General features: G+C 58.3%; 14 protein-coding genes. 9 read left to right on the top strand and 5 right to left on the bottom strand.

Translation table 11 applies throughout. The features are described from left to right. Window positions 1-62 precede the first annotated feature (62 nt). Both F617_RS0110425 and F617_RS0110420 read right to left on the bottom strand, forming a co-directional pair. Complete coding sequence (locus F617_RS0110425; protein ID WP_003513319.1) at window positions 63-1577, bottom strand: amino acid permease; 1515 nt, start codon at window positions 1575-1577, stop codon at window positions 63-65. 212 nt (window positions 1578-1789) lie between these two features. Next, entirely contained in the window at window positions 1790-2563 is a 774-nt protein-coding gene (locus tag F617_RS0110420) for an N-formylglutamate amidohydrolase (RefSeq protein WP_019565258.1), read from the bottom strand. Between the two features lie 177 nt (window positions 2564-2740). On the opposite strand from F617_RS0110420, the gene F617_RS0110415 reads away from it, so the two are divergent. From F617_RS0110415 to F617_RS0110390, 6 genes are all read left to right on the top strand, one after another. Next, window positions 2741-3619: a MurR/RpiR family transcriptional regulator gene (locus F617_RS0110415; RefSeq protein WP_003513323.1), complete on the top strand. Its 879-nt coding sequence runs from the start codon at window positions 2741-2743 to the stop codon at window positions 3617-3619. Between the two features lie 288 nt (window positions 3620-3907). After that, the gene (locus F617_RS0110410) at window positions 3908-5014 is read left to right on the top strand and encodes an ABC transporter substrate-binding protein (RefSeq protein ID WP_003513325.1); all 1107 of its coding nucleotides are present in this window, start codon (window positions 3908-3910) and stop codon (window positions 5012-5014) included. 202 nt (window positions 5015-5216) lie between these two features. Next, window positions 5217-6101, top strand: coding sequence for an ABC transporter permease subunit (locus F617_RS0110405; protein ID WP_003513327.1), 885 nt, complete (start codon window positions 5217-5219; stop codon window positions 6099-6101). Next, window positions 6098-6880 (top strand): iron ABC transporter permease, encoded by a 783-nt coding sequence (locus tag F617_RS0110400; protein ID WP_003513330.1) that lies wholly within the window; start codon window positions 6098-6100, stop codon window positions 6878-6880. Before F617_RS0110405 ends, F617_RS0110400 begins: the two co-directional genes overlap by 4 nt. Before the next feature lie 13 nt (window positions 6881-6893). Further along, window positions 6894-7952: an ABC transporter ATP-binding protein gene (locus tag F617_RS0110395; RefSeq protein ID WP_003513332.1), complete on the top strand. Its 1059-nt coding sequence runs from the start codon at window positions 6894-6896 to the stop codon at window positions 7950-7952. 75 nt (window positions 7953-8027) lie between these two features. Beyond that, entirely contained in the window at window positions 8028-9071 is a 1044-nt protein-coding gene (locus F617_RS0110390; RefSeq protein WP_019565257.1) for a zinc-dependent alcohol dehydrogenase family protein, read from the top strand. A 47-nt stretch (window positions 9072-9118) separates the two neighbouring features. On the opposite strand, the gene F617_RS0110385 is transcribed toward F617_RS0110390, so the two are convergent. Beyond that, entirely contained in the window at window positions 9119-9763 is a 645-nt protein-coding gene (locus F617_RS0110385; RefSeq protein ID WP_019565256.1) for a hypothetical protein, read from the bottom strand. A gap of 200 nt (window positions 9764-9963) precedes the next feature. On the opposite strand from F617_RS0110385, the gene F617_RS0110380 reads away from it, so the two are divergent. Continuing rightward, the gene (locus F617_RS0110380) at window positions 9964-10740 is read left to right on the top strand and encodes an AAA family ATPase (protein WP_019565255.1); all 777 of its coding nucleotides are present in this window, start codon (window positions 9964-9966) and stop codon (window positions 10738-10740) included. A 79-nt stretch (window positions 10741-10819) separates the two neighbouring features. Next, the gene (locus tag F617_RS0110375) at window positions 10820-12151 is read left to right on the top strand and encodes an MFS transporter (protein WP_019565254.1); all 1332 of its coding nucleotides are present in this window, start codon (window positions 10820-10822) and stop codon (window positions 12149-12151) included. 69 nt (window positions 12152-12220) lie between these two features. On the opposite strand, the gene metH is transcribed toward F617_RS0110375, so the two are convergent. Further along, window positions 12221-15994: a methionine synthase gene (gene metH / locus F617_RS0110370; protein ID WP_019565253.1), complete on the bottom strand. Its 3774-nt coding sequence runs from the start codon at window positions 15992-15994 to the stop codon at window positions 12221-12223. A 179-nt stretch (window positions 15995-16173) separates the two neighbouring features. Between metH and F617_RS0110365 the strand changes: the two genes are divergently transcribed. Then, window positions 16174-17433, top strand: a complete 1260-nt coding sequence (locus tag F617_RS0110365) for an AGE family epimerase/isomerase (protein WP_019565252.1) — start codon at window positions 16174-16176, stop codon at window positions 17431-17433. 99 nt (window positions 17434-17532) lie between these two features. Here the strand turns inward: F617_RS0110365 and F617_RS0110360 are convergent, their stop codons facing one another. After that, window positions 17533-18093, bottom strand: coding sequence for a dual specificity protein phosphatase family protein (locus F617_RS0110360; RefSeq protein WP_019565251.1), 561 nt, complete (start codon window positions 18091-18093; stop codon window positions 17533-17535). Between the last annotated feature and the right edge of the window lie 171 nt (window positions 18094-18264).

Below are 18264 nucleotides of genomic sequence, written 5' to 3'. Positions count from 1 at the left end.
TGTCCATCCCTTTTCATGTGGCGAGCAGGCGGCCGGTATGCGGCCGCCCGTCAGTTCGAGCATCAGGCCTTTGCAGCCGCCGCTGCCATGGCAGCCTGCTTGTGCTCCAGCGCGAACTCCTCTTCCGGCGACAGGATGAGGCGATGGCGTCCGACAAAGGCGAAGTAGGCAATGGCAACCGCAAACCATACGGCTACCCACAGCACACCCTTGGTGAAGTTCGGATCCTGGATCTGATAGAGCAGCGTCACGATGGCGATGATGATTGTCAACACCGCGCCCGGAATGCCGAAGGGCGAGCGGAACGGCCGCTCGATATGCGGCAGATTTTTCCTGAGCAGAATGAAGGAAATCGCCTGCAGGATGTAGGAGAACATCGCACCGAACACGGCCATGTTCAAAAGCACGCTGCCGATGATGCTGCCGCCCTGTTCCGCACCCAGCGAGAACCAGATGACGAGCATGACCGCAAGGCCGACGAGCGCGCCGGCAATATTGGCAACGTATGGCGTCCGGTATTTCGAATGAGTGATTGACAGCACTGTCGGGAAGTAACCCGCACGCGACAGCGAATAGATCTGGCGGCCCTGCGCATAGAGGATCGTATGGAAGCTGGCGATCAGGCCTGTCAGCGCCACGAGACCAAGCAGCACCACGCCGCCATCGCCGTAGATCGCCTTGAAGCCATCCAGCAGCGGTTCAAGCGACGAGCTGAGATGAAAGGCGCCGACGCCCGGTAGTGACGGGTTCAGCAGCACGATCATGAAGGCCGAAACCATCAGCGTGATGACGCCGAGAATGATACCCTTGGGCATATCGCGTTTCGGATCAACGGATTCTTCAGCCGCCAGCGGCAGCTGCTCGATGGCGAGGAACAGCCAGACCGCAAAAGGCAGCGTGGCAAGAACGCCCGAAAAACCAAATGGGAAAAAGGAACCGTTGCCTTCCGGCAGCTCCACAGCCTTGCCATCAGGTCCGACACCGATATTAAGCGCGTAACGCGAAAAATCCATGTTCGGAATGGCGCTGACCCAGAAGAACACCAGAACGCCGAGTGAAATCAGCGTGATGACCAGGGTGACCTTGAAAGAAAGCTCAAGTCCGAAGACGTTGAGAGCAAGGAAGATGGCGTAGAAGGCTATCCACACGAAGGGTGAATAGGCCGGATCGAGGCCGAGAATGGAGTTCACATAGGCGGTGATGAAGGTAACGACGACCGCCGGCGTCAGCACATATTCGACATTCTCGCAAAGTCCCGTGACGAAACCGCCCCACGGGCCCATGGCCGTGCGGGCGAAGGAATAGGCGGCACCCGTGTGCGGCAGCGCCGGGCTCATTTCCGCAATCGAGAATGTCAGCCCGAGATACATGATGGCGATAATGATGCCCGCCACCAGCATGCCGCCCCAGCCGCCGGTGGAAAAGCCGAAATTCCATCCGGAAAAATGCCCTGATATAACCGCGCCGACGCCAAGCGACCACAGCGACCACACGCCCGCGTATCGGGATAGTCCACGTTTTTCGAAATAGGATGCATCAGCCTTCTTGTAGCTGACGCCTGATGATGAACCGTCCATGCCCTTCTCTCCTTAATAGAAAAAAAAGCCAGCCAGCCGTTATTGGCCGATTGTGCCCCCAGTTTCCGGCATCGCCCGGGAGGTTTCCCGCACTGCGCCGCACGCATCTGCTGTTCCCTTGCCGCTTCATGCCGTTCCGGCTTTTGTCGATTGCGGCAGTCTCATTGACGGTCGGCCGCGGTGTTTTCACCATAAGCCGCCCCATTGCTCCCTCACTCATCGATTGATGAGAGCGCCTTCCCCATAAGCTCGTGGAGAAAATCGGCAATTGCCGATTGGTCTCCTTCATTGGCGATCAGATCGTTGCGGATCTCGATCATGACGTTCAAAAGTCCGTCCGGCAGCGCATGCAGCCGCAATGTATGCGTTACACCGTCTTCCGGACCGTAGGGATCGTTGCGCTTTACCGTGAGCGCAGAACCCTCGGCGCCCACCAGCATCGCATCGGCCAGCCGGCTGTCAGTATCGTGCAGGATGCCGATCTGCACTTCACGGAACTGACCGTGATAGACCGGCGTGAAACTGTGAATGGTCACCACCACCACCTTGCGGCCGCGGTCCTGCCGCTCAGCAATAATCTCACTGACACGGTCGTGAAACGGCACGTAAAGCGCCGAGGTTCGGGCAAACCGTTCCGCATCGCTCAGATCGAGATTGCCGGGAATATTGTAAATCTCGCTTTTGACCGGCATGGCAGAAGGCGATTCCGGCGGCCGGTTGCAATCATATACCAGACGCGAAAACCGCTGATGAATGAGCGTGGCATCGAGCTTCTGCGAAAGCAGCCTCGCAACCGCCAAGGCGCCCGGATCCCAAGCCGCATGGCTCGAAAGCACGTCCGGCGAAAGACCAAGCGTACCGAGTTTTTCCGGTATGGTGGCTGAAGCATGTTCGCAGACGAGAACGACGTCGCCCTTTGCTGCGGCGTTCTCGACGCCGACAGCCTGTCCTTCCGCTTCCGTGAAAAACCGTGAACGCACCGTCATGCACGCATCCCGCCCCGAAACCTGCCATCCCGCCGATGACGAAAAGAATTCTTCACATTATCGCGAGTGTCAAATGGAATTTTGAAATTTTCTCTTCATTTTCCCCATTGACTCGATAGCTGGCACAGATGCTTATATTCGCCAATACACCGGCAAAAAGACCGGAAGGGGAAAGATTTGCGCAGTACGACGGCCACCGTGTCGGATGTCATCCATGCCCACTATGACGCGCTGACCCGTTCGGAAAAACGGCTGGCGGAGAGCCTTCTCGGCAACTACCCCGTCTCGGGTCTCGGCAGCATCACCACGATTGCCGAAAATGCCGGTGTTTCGACGCCGACGGTGGCGCGCATGGTGCAGAAGCTCGGATACAAAGGTTACCCGGAGTTTCAGGCCCATCTGCACCAAGAACTGGAAGCGACGATCTCCGGCCCGGTTGCCAAACATGACCGCTGGGCAACCAATGCGCCGGGTCTGCATATTCTCAACCGTTTCGCCGACGCCATAACGGGCAATCTGCGCGACACTTTGAGCGATCTCGACACCGCGGTCTTCGACAATGCCGCGAGGCTGCTCTCGGACCGCAAACGCAGCATCTATTTCGTCGGCGGGCGCATCACAGGCGCGATTGCCGAATATTTTTTCACGCATATGCAGGTGATCCGGCCGAAGACGACGCTGATGTCGTCCAACTCCAGCGCCTGGCCTCAATATATGTTGAATATGAGCGCCGGCGATGTGCTGGTGATCTTCGACATCCGCCGCTATGAGCACGACATGACGACGCTTGCCGAGGTGGCGAAGGCAAACGGCGTACAGATCATTCTTTTCACGGATCAGTGGACATCGCCGGTGGCGCGCCACGCGCTGCACACCTTCCGTGTGAAGATCGAAGCCCCCTCGGCATGGGATTCATCGGTCGTTACATTGTTTGTCGTCGAAGCGCTGATCGAAGCAGTGCAGAGCAGCACCTGGGATGAAACCAAGGAGCGCATGAACGCGCTGGAAGGCCTGTTCGAGCAGACACGTCTGTTCCGCAGGCCGGACCGGACATGAACATTAGTAGCCGGCACAGTGCTTGACGCGGAAACCGCCGGCTGATTGGATACCTGAAATCGCTACCAGCGCGATAAAGCGGGATAAAAACAAGCTGGGGAACATATCTGTCCAACACGAATGATGATGGGATTACCCCGCGATTGCAGGCACAAAGCCGGGTGATGGCGGAAAATGGGCGTAAAGTGACGGAATCCGGATAAATAAATTGCAATCCAGCCGTCACATTAGCTTCATCCAGAATCCGTATCAGCGTCCGTAATACGAGAACACGAAGAGGAGAAAAAAGTGATCTCTCATTGCCGTCGACTGCTTGCTGCCACCACCGCTCTGGTAATGGCCTCCACCGCGATCGCTGCCGCTGCGCCAAGCGCCGAACTGATCGCTGCCGCCAAGAAGGAAGGCATGCTGACCACCGTCGCGCTGCCGCACGACTGGTGTGGTTACGGCGACGTCATCGCCGCTTTCAAGGCGAAATATCCGGAAATCACCGTCAACGAACTCAACCCCGACGCCGGCTCTGCCGATGAAGTTGAAGCGGTAAAGGCGAACAAGGACAACAAGGGCCCGCAGGCTCCTGACGTTGTCGACGTCGGTCTCGCTTTCGGCCCGCAGATGAAGGCCGAAGGCCTGCTGCAGCCTTACAAGGTCTCCACCTGGGACGAAATCCCTGACAACGTCAAGGATCCGGAAGGTTACTGGTACGGCGACTATTACGGCGTGATGTCCTTCTTCGTGAACAAGGACCTCGTCAAGAACGTGCCGAAGGATTGGGCCGACCTGCAGAAGCCGGAATATTCCGGTCAGGTAGCGCTTGCCGGCGATCCGCGCGCTTCCAACCAGGCTATCCTCGGCGTTCTCGCCGCCGGTCTTGCCAGCGGTGCGAAGTCCGGCAAGGAAGCCGGTGAGGCTGGCCTGAAATATTTCGCCGAGCTCAACAAGGCTGGCAACTTCCTGCCAGTCATCGGCAAGGCTGGCACGCTGGCACAGGGTGCTACCCCGATCATCGTCGCCTGGGACTATAACGCGCTCTCCTGGAAGAAGACACTGAACGACAACCCGCCCACGGAAGTCGTGGTTCCGGAAAAAGGCGTTCTGGCTGGCGTTTACGTTCAGGGCATTTCCGCTTACGCCCCGCATCCGAACGCTGCCAAGCTCTGGATGGAACACCTCTACTCCGACGACGGTCAGCTCGGCTGGCTGAAGGGTTATTGCCACCCGATCCGCTTCAACGCGATGGTCAAGGCCGGCAAGGTTCCGCAGGAACTGATCGACAGCCTGCCGCCGGCAGCAGCCTATGAAAAGGCAATCTTCCCGACGCTCGAAGATGTCGACGCCAACAAGGCCGCCGTTACCGGCGGCTGGGACAGCGTCGTCGGCGCGAACGTGAAGTAACCTTTGAAAAATACACCCCGGCTTTTCAAAAAGCCGGGGTGCTTCTTTGAAAGCATTTCAGGTAAAACTCCCTAGGTTTTACCCCCGGAAATTGCACAAAACAAAGATCGAAAGTGCGTCTGACGATTCCGTTTTTACCGGACGTGCGATAATACAGAACTTTATAGACAGACCGTTTGAAAACGGCGTTTGGGGACCAGGCATGCCATCAACCAACACCGGCGGACCATCCGATGCGGGCAGAAAGTTGCCGCTTCATTGGTTAGGCGTCGTACCTTTTGCTGTTTTTGTTCTGCTGTTTCTGATTTTTCCGACGATGAAAATCGTGGTCGGTGCGTTCCAGCGTCCCGATGGCAGCCTGACGCTGGAAAACGTCGCCGGGCTTTTCACCTCGTCCATCCTCGCGGCCTACTGGATTTCGATCAAGATCAGCCTCGCCTCGGCGGCTCTTGGCTGCCTGATTGGTTTTGCCGTCGCCGCCGCCGTGGTTCTGGGCGGTTTGCCGCAGCGCATTCGCGGACCGCTCCTGACCTTTTCGGGCGTCGCATCGCAATTTGCCGGCGTGCCGCTCGCCTTCGCCTTCATCGCCACACTCGGCCCGGTCGGCCTACTCACCGTGTTTTTGAAGACGCAGATCGGCATTGATCTGAGACTCCTCGGCTTCAACATCCTGTCCTTCTGGGGCCTGACAGTCACCTATCTGTTCTTCCAGATTCCGCTGATGATCCTCATCATCACGCCAGCGCTTGACGGATTGAAGCGCGAGTGGCGCGAAGCTGCGGAAATCCTTGGCGCGACCGGCGTGCAATATTGGCGCATGGTGGCCTTCCCCATCCTCCTGCCATCGTTGCTTGGCACCATGTCGCTGCTGTTTGCCAATGCCTTCGGTGCGGTGGCCACCGCGATCGCGCTTACCGGCTCGTCGCTCAACATCGTGCCCATCCTGCTTTTCGCGCAGATCCGCGGCGACGTTCTCGGCAATCCGCATCTGGGTTACGCTCTCGCCTTCGGCATGATCGTCGTCACCGGCATTGCCAATGCGCTTTACATCTGGCTGCGCGCCCGTAGCGAAAGGTGGCTCAAATGAAGAAGTTCTTCGCCTGGGGCGCGCTGATCTTCGGCCTGCTCTATTTCGCCCTGCCGCTGATCGGCATGACCAACTTCTCGCTGAAAATGCGCCGCGGTGAATATTCCTTCGACGCCTATGGCAAGGTGCTCACCGACCCGCGTTTTCAGGAAACCTTCAGCTATTCTGTGGTGATGGCTCTCTTCACCATCGTTTTCGGTGTGCTGCTGGTGGTGCCCACGGCCTATTGGGTCCGCCTCAAACTGCCTGGCCTGCGCCCCTATATCGAATTCATCACGCTCCTGCCGCTGGTCATCCCGGCCATCGTCATCGTGTTCGGTTATATCAGGCTTTACAACACCTCCAGCTGGCTTCCGCTGACCGGCACGACCTTCGGCACTAACCTGCTTTTGATGTTCGGTTATGCCACGCTCGCCTTGCCCTACATGTACCGCGCCGTCGATACTGGTCTGAGGACCATCGACGTCTCGACGCTGACGGAAGCGGCGCAGAGCCTTGGCGCGGGGTGGACGACCATTCTGTCGCGCATCATCCTGCCCAATGTTCTGGTCGCCGTGCTGTCAGGTGCGTTTTTGACCTTCGCCATCGTCATCGGTGAATTCACCATGGCCGCCCTTTTGAACCGCCCGGCCTTTGGCCCCTATATGCAGCTGCTTGGCGCCAACCGCGCCTATGAACCGGCTGCACTTGCCGTGATCTCCTTCGGCATCACCTGGGGTTGCCTTGGGTTGATCCAACTCGTTTCACGCTACCAGAAGGGCGCGCCTCCCAAGGCCTGAGGACAAGATTTTCATGAGCTTTTTGACACTTAGCAATATCAAGAAATCCTTCGGCTCCGTACAGGTCGTCCATGATTTCAACATGGCCATCGAAAAGGGCGAGTTCGTCTCCTTTCTAGGCCCGTCGGGCTGCGGCAAGACCACCGTGCTGCGCATGATCGCCGGTTTCGAAATCCCGACCGGCGGATCGATCGTCATCAACGGCAAGGACCAGACGACGCTCAGACCGAACCAGCGCAATATCGGCATGGTGTTTCAGGCCTATGCGCTGTTCCCCAACATGAACGTCTACGAAAATGTCGCCTTCGGCCTCAAAGTCGCCGGCAAGCCGAAAGCCGAGATCGATGCACGCGTGAAGGAAATGCTTCAGCTCATCCATCTGGAGCATCTGGCGGATCGTTACCCCTACCAGATGTCAGGCGGCCAGCAGCAGCGCGTGGCGCTTGCCCGCGCATTGGCCCCGAAGCCGGAAGTGCTTCTGCTGGACGAGCCGCTTTCCGCGCTCGATGCCAAGATCCGCGTATCGCTGCGCGAAGAAATCCGCCAGATCCAGAGAAAGCTTGGCATCACCACAATTTTCGTGACCCACGATCAGGAAGAGGCCCTGTCGATCTCCGACCGTATCGTTGTCATGAATTCCGGCCGCGCCGACCAGATCGGCTCGCCCTTCGATATCTACAACAAGCCCGCGACCCGGTTTGTCGCCTCCTTCGTCGGCACGCTGAACCTGATCGACGCAACCGTCGTCGATTCCTCTACCAGCACAATTCGTGTCGGAGAGCAGAACGTGACGCTCCACAAGCCGGTCGATGTTGCAAACGGTGAAAAAATCACCCTCGCCTTGCGCCCGGAAGCAGGAGCTCTCGGGGCTGACGCGAAGGGAGACGTCGCTATTTCCGGTATCGTCACCTCAAGCCAGTTCCTGGGTTCGGTCATCCGAACCCGTCTTGATCTCGGCGGTTCGACCTTGTCTTTCGACATGTTCAACGATCCAGGCACCGCACCGCCCGCCCTTGGCGAACAAGTAACGCTTAAATTCGCGGCTGGTGATCTTATGGTGATCAAAGATTAAATGGCTTTTCTCCAGCGTCGGAAGCAGATAGAGCAGGTATAATTCAAATCTGCTTACCGACAATGTGAGGCCAGGATGCGCGCGCTTTTTTACGAACTGTTCGGCGAGACCCCGATTGTGGCATCCCTGCCTGATCCGGAACCGACCGACGGCGGCGTGGTCATCGAGGTGAAGGCGACGGGCCTCTGCCGCAGCGACTGGCATGGCTGGATGGGCCACGATACGGATATTCGCCTGCCGCATGTCCCTGGCCACGAATTCGCCGGCGTTATCGCTGCGGTCGGAAAGAACGTTACCAGGTTCAAGACAGGCGACCGTGTCACCGTTCCCTTCGTTTCCGGCTGCGGCCGTTGCCATGAATGCCGCTCCGGCAATCAACAGGTGTGTGAAACGCAGTTCCAGCCCGGCTTCACCCATTGGGGTTCTTTCGCCGAATATGTCGCCATCGATTACGCGGACCAGAACCTTGTTCATCTGCCTGATACGATGAGCTACGCCACTGCCGCCGGTCTCGGCTGCCGTTTCGCCACGTCCTTCCGGGCAGTGACGGACCAGGGTCGCCTGAAAGGCGGCGAGTGGCTGGCGGTACATGGCTGCGGCGGCGTCGGCCTCTCCGCCATCATGATTGGCGCAGGCCTCGGCGCTCAGGTCGTCGCCATCGACATTGCGGAAGACAAGCTCGAACTTGCCCGCCAACTCGGCGCAACCGCCACCATCAACAGCCGCTCGGTTGCCGATGTTACGGAGGCGGTGCGCGAAGTGACCGGCGGCGGCGCGCATGTCTCTATCGACGCGCTTGGCCACCCGCAGACCTGCTGCAATTCCATCAATAACCTGCGCCGGCGCGGGCGCCACGTTCAGGTAGGGCTGATGCTGGCCGATCACGCCATGCCAGCCATCCCCATGGCCCGGGTGATTGCCCACGAGCTGGAGATTTACGGCAGCCACGGCATGCAGGCATGGCGCTACGAAGACATGCTGGCGATGATCGATAGCGGCAAGCTCGCGCCCGAAAAACTGATCGGCCGCCACATCACCCTTTCCGATGCCATCACCGCCCTTCCCGCCATGGACCGTTTCCAGGAAAGTGGCATCAGCATCATCGACAGGTTCGAATAACAGTCACAGCCGGAACGTCCCGGAAAATGCCGTTTGTCTAGACGGCATCAGGCATTCCTGCGTCCGAACGGCCGGACTGCCATCCCCGCGCGATTTGGCGCGGCCTCCGGTCTTCTGGTCGGCGGTGCAACCTCATTGAGAGCGGGCGTATAATCCTGGGTAACTGGAGCACGTTGCTGACGTATGGTCGGCGGACGGGGTTCCGGTAATTCGACGACCGCCTCGATATCTTCCCGCTCGAGACGAGCGTTTCTGCTACCCGACCGATAGTACCAGCGAATACCCCTGCGCAGGAGCACGAACAGGCCCACGAGCAGCACAAACCCACCTATCAGTCTCCCTATAGGCTCAGCCGCCTCCGAAGCCGCCGCACGCTTTTTGCGGTCCTCGACGGTAGGGTCAAATCCAAGCATACTGGAAATGCCCTTAAGGCCCACCTCGTCCAACTTCACGTATTGGTCGCCATTATAAAGAACATAAGCGTCGCCACTACTGCTGTTCAGATAGCCGAGGTCAAAGAACTTCCCTTCCACCACGAAAGTCGTTTGATTGGGCAAGTCGTAGACCCTGTCGATCGTCTCACCGCGACTGAAGCCAGGCACCGCAAAAAACCGAAAACGCTTGGCATCGGCATCCACAGCAGACGCGAACAAAAATATGATGGCGACGTAAACCAGCGCAATCTGATTCATATCTTCCCCGCAATACAAAAATATCGGGATATATTTCTACAATCGCCTTAATATAAAATTTAATCGATGACTATTCATTTAATTACTTTGAAAATACACAGATGTAATTTTGATACTTATAATATACACCAATATAATATACTCCTCTTCCGCCGCAAACGGACGCACAGAAAAAGAAGCATCGATAAAGAGGATTGAAAATGCTGTTTCTCGACAGCGTGACCATGAAGGAAACTCCGGACCGAAGGGACGAATACCCCTTTACCGTTCCGGCGCTGCGCCAGCTGGAACGCCTCGAATTCAAGACGCCGATCACCTTTTTCGCTGGCAATAACGGCTCCGGCAAATCCACGCTGCTGGAAGGGCTGGCGGCCGGAATGACGGCCTATGCCATCGGCAATCATGGACAGGTTGCCGGCGACCTCTATCTTCAGCATGCGGAAACCGTGGCGAAGGCATTCTATTTCGCCCGCAAGAAATACCCGAAAATCCGCATGTTCATGCGCGCCGAAGACGTGCTTGGCTACATCCGCAAGCAGAATGAAGAGACCCTGGATGACTTTCGCTGGGAGCGGGAAAAAGCCCTGAAAAGAGGCGAAGATTTTCCCGAGGAACCACCGGACACTTTCATGCATATCGTTAGAAGCAACGTCATAGACCGGCGTTCGCATGGCGAGGGATTTCTCGATATCATGCAGCAGCGCCTGCACGGCGCCGGCCTTTATTTTCTTGATGAACCGGAAAGTCCTCTTTCACCGCAAAAGCAGCTGGAGCTTGCAGCCCTCGTCCGTCACACGGCAGATAGTGGTGGGCAGTTGATCATCGCAACCCATTCGCCGGTGCTCTTGGCCATTCCAGAAGCGACGATTTATTACTTCGACGAGAACGGCATCACCGAGCGTCTTTATGACGAGCTGGAAAACATCAGTTTCCTGCGGCGCTTTCTTGATCGTCCATCAAAATTCATGAGCGATTAGGAGCTGATAAGGCTTGAAATCGCGCATCGCTTGCCTCATGCCCATTAGCAACATGTGAATTAGAAAAAGAAGCAGGCTTATGTCTCCCACCACCACACCGGCAGCTGCCCGGCCCCTGAACAGGCAGGACTACAGAACTCTCGGCCTTTCGGCCCTCGGCGGCGCGCTGGAGTTCTACGATTTCATCATTTTCGTGTTTTTCGCCACCGTCATCGGCCATCTGTTCTTCCCGCCGGAAATGCCCGATTGGCTGGTGATGATCCAGACCTTCGGCATCTTCGCCGCCGGTTATCTGGTGCGGCCGCTGGGCGGCATCGTTCTCGCGCATTATGGCGATCGTTATGGCCGCAAACGCGTCTTCGCCTTCTCCATCCTGCTCATGGCGCTTTCGACGCTCGGCATGGCGCTGATGCCGACCTATGCCACCATCGGCGTTGCGGCCCCCATCCTGCTCATCGTCCTGCGCATGCTGCAGGGTGCGGCCATCGGCGGCGAAGTGCCGGGTGCCTGGACCTTCGTTGCGGAGCACGTGCCCTTTCGCCGCGTCGGGCTCGCCTGCGGTTTTCTGACGTCCGGCCTCTCTTTCGGCATCATGCTCGGTTCGCTGATTGCCTTTGCCATCAATTCCCTCTTCTCGGCAGCAGATGTGGCGGCCTATGCATGGCGCATTCCCTTCCTGCTCGGCGGCATATTCGGCCTGATTGCCGTCTATCTGCGCCGCTGGCTGGAAGAGACTCCGATCTTCATGGAGATGAAAAAGTCGAAGTCGCTGACGGACAAGCTTCCGCTTGGCCTCGTGCTGAAGCACCATATGCGCGGCGTGATCATTTCCGCGCTGCTGACCTGGGTTCTGTCCGCAGCCATCGTCGTTACCACGCTGATGACGGCAACCTTCCTGCAGAAGCTCTATGGCTACACACCGACGCAGGCGCTGGCAGGCACCAGCTTCGGCACGCTATTCCTCATCTTCGGCGTCATCATCGCCGGCGCATTGATCGATCGTGTCGGCTCCGGCATTTTCTTCATGGCCGCCAGCATCTTCTTCGGCATCGCCACCTTCACTTTCTACAGCTATGCCGGCACATCGCTCGAAACCATGTTCGTGCTTTACGGCGTCATGGGCCTGTCGGTTGGCATGGCGGGTGCAGTGCCCTATGTCATGGTGCGCGCCTTCCCGGCATCGGTCCGCTTCTCGGGCCTCTCCTTCGCCTACAACGTCTCCTATGCCATCTTCGGCGGGCTGACACCGATTGGCGTAACGATGGCGCTAGCCGTCAATCCAATGGCGCATGCGTGGTATCTGGTGTTCATCGCCGCCCTCGCCTTCTGCATCGGCGTTTACCTCTATCTGCGCGGCAGCGAGATCGAAAGCCATGTCGGCATAGAGGAACTGGCGGCCTTCAGGTCGTAAGCCCAACGACGACACAAAAAAGCGCGGGCAGGACCCGCGCTTTTTATTGCAACAACGGTGGCCGAAACGTCAGGCCGCGCTGTCGATCTCCTCGGCACCGTTTACCGGTACGTAGTTGAGCACGGGTCCGAGCCAGCGCTCTACCTCTACCAACGGCATGTCCTTACGACGCGCATAGTCCAGCACCTGATCGCGTTCCACCTTGGCAACACCGAAATAGTAGCTCTCGGGATGGCCGATATAGAGGCCGGAGACGGAGGAGCCGGGCCACATGGCATAACTCTCCGTCAGCTCCACGCCCGCCGCGTTGGTGGCGTCGAGCAGGGAGAACAGGGTTTTCTTTTCGGTATGATCAGGCTGGGCCGGATAACCGGGCGCAGGGCGGATACCGGCATAGGCCTCGCCGATCAGCTCATCGCCGGCAAGAGCTTCTTCGGGCGCATAACCCCAGAATTCCTTGCGCACCCGCTCATGCATACGTTCGGCAAAGGCTTCCGCAAAACGGTCGGCCAGCGCCTTGACGAGAATCGACGAATAATCGTCATTGGCCCGCTCGAAGCGTTCAGCAATCGCCACCTCCTCGATACCCGCCGTCACGACGAAGCCGCCGACATAATCGGCAACGCCGCTATCGACAGGCGCGACGAAATCGGAAAGCGCCACATTGGGGCGGCCGTCACGCTTGGAAAGCTGCTGGCGCAGCGTGAAGAAGGTCGCCAGTTCTTCGGAGCGGTTTTCATCCGTGAACAGCCTGATGTCGTCGCCCACCGCATTGGCGGGCCAGAAGCCGATAACAGCCCGCGGCCGGAACCATTTTTCCTCGATGATCTTCTTCAGCATCGCCTGCGCATCGGCATAGAGCTGCCGCGCGGCCTCGCCCTGTTTCTCGTCTTCGAGGATCGCCGGGTAGCGACCCTTCAGCTCCCAGGTCTGGAAGAACGGCGTCCAATCGATGTAACGGGACAGCTCCTCAAGGTCATAGGTCTCGAACACCTTGGTGCCGAAGAATTGCGGCTTCACGACACTATAGGTCGACCAGTCGATCTTGTGCGCATTCTCGCGGGCGCGGGAAAGCGGCAGACGCTGCTTTTCGCGCTCATTGCGGGCGTGCGCCTCCGCCACCTTGGCATATTCAGCCCGGATGCCGTCGATATAGGCTGGCTTCTGCTCGGCGGAGAGAAGTGCGGAGACGACGCCCACCGCGCGCGAGGCGTCGGTGACATAGATCGCCTGGCCCTGTTCGTAACGCGGATGGATTTTCACCGCCGTATGCACGCGGCTCGTCGTTGCGCCGCCGATCAGCAGCGGGATGTTGAAACCCTGCCGCTCCATTTCCGCCGCCACATGCACCATTTCATCAAGCGATGGCGTGATGAGACCGGAAAGACCGATCACATCGACCTTTTCGGCAATCGCCGTTTCAAGGATTTTCGTCGTCGGCACCATCACGCCGAGATCGATGATCTCGTAATTGTTGCAGGCAAGAACGACGCCGACAATGTTCTTGCCGATATCGTGCACATCACCCTTCACGGTCGCCATCAGCACCTTGCCGGCGGCCTTGTTCTGCTCACCGCCATTCAGGCGCTTTTCCTCTTCCATGTAAGGAAGCAGAACGGCTACGGCCTGCTTCATCACGCGGGCGGATTTAACCACCTGCGGCAAAAACATCTTGCCAGAGCCGAACAGGTCACCGACCACGTTCATGCCCGCCATCAGCGGCCCTTCGATAACGTGCAGCGGGCGGGCGGCCTGCTGGCGCGCCTCTTCCGTATCGGCTTCGATGAATTCGGTAATGCCGTTGACCAGCGCGTGTTGCAGCCGCTTTTCGACGGAAAGCTCGCGCCAGGAAAGATCCTGCACCTTCGCCTGCTTTTCACCCGTGCCGCGGAAACGCTCCGCCACGTCAAGCAGCCGCTCCGTCGCGTCGTCGCGGCGGTTCAGCACCACATCTTCGCAGGCCTCGCGCAGTTCCGCATCGATGTTGTCGTAAACCGCAAGCTGCCCGGCATTGACGATGCCCATATCCATGCCGACCTGGATGGCGTGGTAGAGGAACACGGCATGCATCGCCTCACGCACCGGCTCATTGCCGCGGAAGGAGAAGGACAGGTTGGAAACGCCACCGGAAATATGCGTCAGCGGCATGGTTTCGCGGATGGTCTTTGTGGCTTCAATGAAGTCCACGCCGTAATTATTGTGCTCCTCGATACCCGTGGCCACCGCAAACACGTTTGGATCGAAGATGATGTCTTCCGGCGACAGGCCCGCCTTTTCGGTCAAAAGCTTGTAGGCGCGCGTGCAGATCTCCACCTTGCGCTGATAGGTATCCGCCTGCCCGACCTCGTCAAATGCCATGACCACGACCGCAGCACCGTAATTGTGGACGAGCCGCGCCTGCTGGAGAAACTTCTCCTCGCCTTCCTTCAGCGAAATAGAATTGACGATCGATTTGCCCTGCACGCATTTCAGACCGGCTTCGATGATTTCGAACTTGGATGAGTCGATCATCACAGGTACGCGGGCAATATCAGGCTCGGCGGCAATGAGGTTCAGGAACTCCACCATCGCCTTTTGCGAGTCGATCAGGCCTTCATCCATGTTGATGTCGATGATCTGCGCACCGTTTTCCACCTGATCGCGGGCGACAGCCAGCGCCGCCGTGTAATCGCCGGCGGTGATCAGCTTGCGGAAGCGGGCCGAGCCGGTGACGTTGGTACGTTCGCCCACGTTGACGAAGGGAATGTCCTTGGTCAGCACGAAGGGTTCGAGACCCGAAAGCGACATGAAGGGCTTGTGCTCGGGAATGGGGCGCGGCTTGTAATCCTTGACGGCTTCGGCAATCGCCCGGATATGCTCGGGCGTCGAGCCGCAGCAACCGCCGACGATGTTGACAAGACCGTCGCGGGCAAAACCCTGCACCTGGCGCGCCATCATCTCGGGCGTTTCGTCATATTGCCCGAATTCGTTCGGCAGGCCGGCATTCGGATAGGCGCAGACGAAGGTGTCGGCCACATCCGAAAGCTCCTGCAGATGCGGACGCATGGCATCTGCACCAAGAGCGCAGTTGAGGCCGATGGTGAAGGGGTTGGCGTGTCGCACCGAGTTCCAGAAAGCAGACGGCGTCTGGCCGGACAGCGTGCGGCCGGAAAGGTCGGTGATCGTGCCTGATATCATCACCGGCAGACGGATGCCCTTGGCCTCGAAGCGCTCCTCGCAGGCGAAGATTGCGGCCTTGGCGTTCAGCGTATCGAAGATCGTCTCGATGAGGATGATATCCGCGCCGCCATCGATCAGACCGTCGATCTGCTCGCCATAGGCGATGCGCAGATCGTCGAAACTGACGGCACGGTAACCAGGATTGTTGACATCAGGCGAAATCGAGGCGGTGCGGTTGGTCGGACCGATCGCGCCCGCAACGAAGCGGCGGCGGCCATCTTCGCGCTCAGCTCGCTGGGCAGCACGGCGGACGATCTGCGCCCCTTCGCGGTTGAGATCGTAGACGGCGTTTTCCATCTCGTAGTCCGCCTGCGCGATGCGCGTCGACGAAAACGTGTTGGTTTCGAGAATATCCGCGCCCGCCATCGCATAGCGATAATGGATTTCTTCGATGGCATCCGGCTGGGTCAGGATCAGAAGGTCGTTATTGCCCTGCTGGTGACAGGCGCAGCCGATGAAACGATCACCGCGAAAATGATCTTCATCAAACCCCAGTCCTTGAATCTGCGTGCCCATTGCGCCATCGAGAATGAGGATACGTTCGCTGGCGGCCTGGCGCAGCGCGCGCAAAATTTCCGCGCCGTCGCGCTTTGCCCCTTCAGGGCCGAACAGATCGTCAAACACGGGCGCACTCCTCATTTCGATTTGCAAGATCGCAAGCCGTCAAGTCACATAAAGATATGTTTATGTCAATATATCTTCAAGGTATAGGTATGGCTTTGCGTCGTTGCGGCAGACTACGAAATTTCACTGACAGATGACAGGTTTATGCAGCAAGGATATAAGCCGAAGCAGCAAACCGTATGGAGGACGAAATGCCCGAGGACGACCACAACAACCGGAACTGGAACACCTTGCCATGGCATCGCCAGTGGCTGGTCAAACAGGCCGATGGGCTTTTCGACTTCTTCCAGTACAGCGCCGTCAATCCGGCCGGTGGCTTCTTCGATCTCGACGCAAAGGGTGCGCCGCTGCAGAAAAACGATCCCGTGCGCGGCATCCATGCCTCCGCACGCATGGTGCATTGCTTCTCCATCGGCCACCTGCTCGGACGGCCGGGCTGCGGCGATATTGTCGACCACGGCATGACCTACCTCTGGAACAATCATCGTGACAGCGAGCACGGCGGTTATTTCTGGCAGGTCAACGATGGCGGCCCGGTGGACGCCACCAAACAGGGTTATGGCCACGCCTTCGTGCTTCTGGCCGCTTCCTCCGCCAAAACTGTCGGCCACCCGCTTGCTGACAAGATGTTGGCCGACATCACCGAGGTTCTGGAAACGCGTTTCTGGGAAGAAAAACACGGCGCTATCGCCGAGGAATTCAACCGCGACTGGTCACCCATCGACAATTATCGCGGCCAGAATTCCAACATGCATCTGACCGAAGCGCTGATGGCCGCCTACGAGGCGACCGGCGACAGCCATTACCTGACAAAGGCCGAACGCATCGCCGATCTCGTCATCCGCCGCCGCGCCGGTGAGCTGGATTTCCGCGTGCCGGAACATTTTGACGAGAACTGGACACTCGACAAGGAGTATCGTGGCAACGAAATGTTCCGCCCCTCCGGCTCCACTCCCGGCCACTGGCTGGAATGGGCGCGCCTCATCCTGCAATTGTGGGTGCTGGGCGAACGCCGCCATGACTGGATGCCGGTGGCGGCAAAATCGCTCTTCGTGCAATCCATGGCGCTTGGCTGGGACCGCGAAAAAGGCGGCTTCTTTTATACGCTCGACTGGCACGACAATCCCGACAAGACGGCAAAGCTCTGGTGGCCCATGTGCGAGGCGGCGGGTGCAGCCCACTTCCTCAACGAAAATCTGCCGGCGGACGAATTTTACGAAGACAGCTACCGCCGCATCTGGAGCACGATCGCCAACAATTTCATCGACCACGACAATGGCGGCTGGCACGAGGAGCTGACGGAAAATCTGATTCCAGCCAACACGCTTTTCCCCGGCAAGGGCGACATCTACCACGCGCTTCAGGCCTGCCTGATCCCGCTATTTCCGGCAACGGGAAGTTTGACGAAAGTGATCAAGGAAGTCGGCGGCTCCTATTGAGGCCGCTGCAAGAATGAAGCATCTGACACGCTGCGTCATGCCGGACGTTATCATGCTGGACCCCGGATCAAATCCGGGGTGTCGGCATATCGAGGCGCCTCAAAATCCGATAGTTTCCTCGAAATCATCCCAGGACTGGTACATTTCATAACGGCCGATACCCGGGATCGGCACATGTCCGTAATAGGGTGAAAGCTGGAACTCGGCGGCAGCCTCACTTTTGCCGGCAATAGCGCTCACATAGATCGCGGAGGCGAGCCCGGTTCGGTTGGCGCCGTGTTCGCAATGGATGAGGATCGGTTTTTCAGCGTTGCGCAGCACGGCGACGAGCGTTTCCGCTTCCTCCACCGAGACCTTCTCGCTTGAACTTAGCGGATAATCGACCAGCCGGACGCCGTTGTTTTTCGCTGCCTGGCTTTCGGCGTCATACCAGCCTTCACGCTTTTCATCGCGCAGATTGATGATCGTCTTGATGCCGTAGGCCTTGGCATAGGCAGTGATGTCCTTGCCGCTCGGCTGGGCCGAACGATAAAGTTCGCCGGGAATGACCTCGTGAAAATTTCCGGTCAGCTGGCCAATGCCCATATGCGCGCCGGCCAGAACCGGCAGAGCCACCAGGCCAATGGCGGCAATTTTCAGAAACTTCAGAAGTATACGCAAAACCTAAACCCGCAACATTCATCGGACGGGTGGGCAGGTGGCATTGCAAATCGGCGAAAACAAGTCCCGCAACGGCGAAAGCGGCCTCGGCGTGACCGGCAACGACGCGGGCACCTTTACGAACCCCTTGCGAAACAAGGGGTTCAGGCGACAGCACGAAAATGTTCAAGA

Source organism: Agrobacterium sp. 10MFCol1.1, from assembly GCF_000381165.1.
GTDB classification, from domain to species: Bacteria; Pseudomonadota; Alphaproteobacteria; order Rhizobiales; family Rhizobiaceae; genus Agrobacterium; species Agrobacterium tumefaciens.
This window is presented reverse-complemented; position numbering and strand designations above follow the sequence as displayed.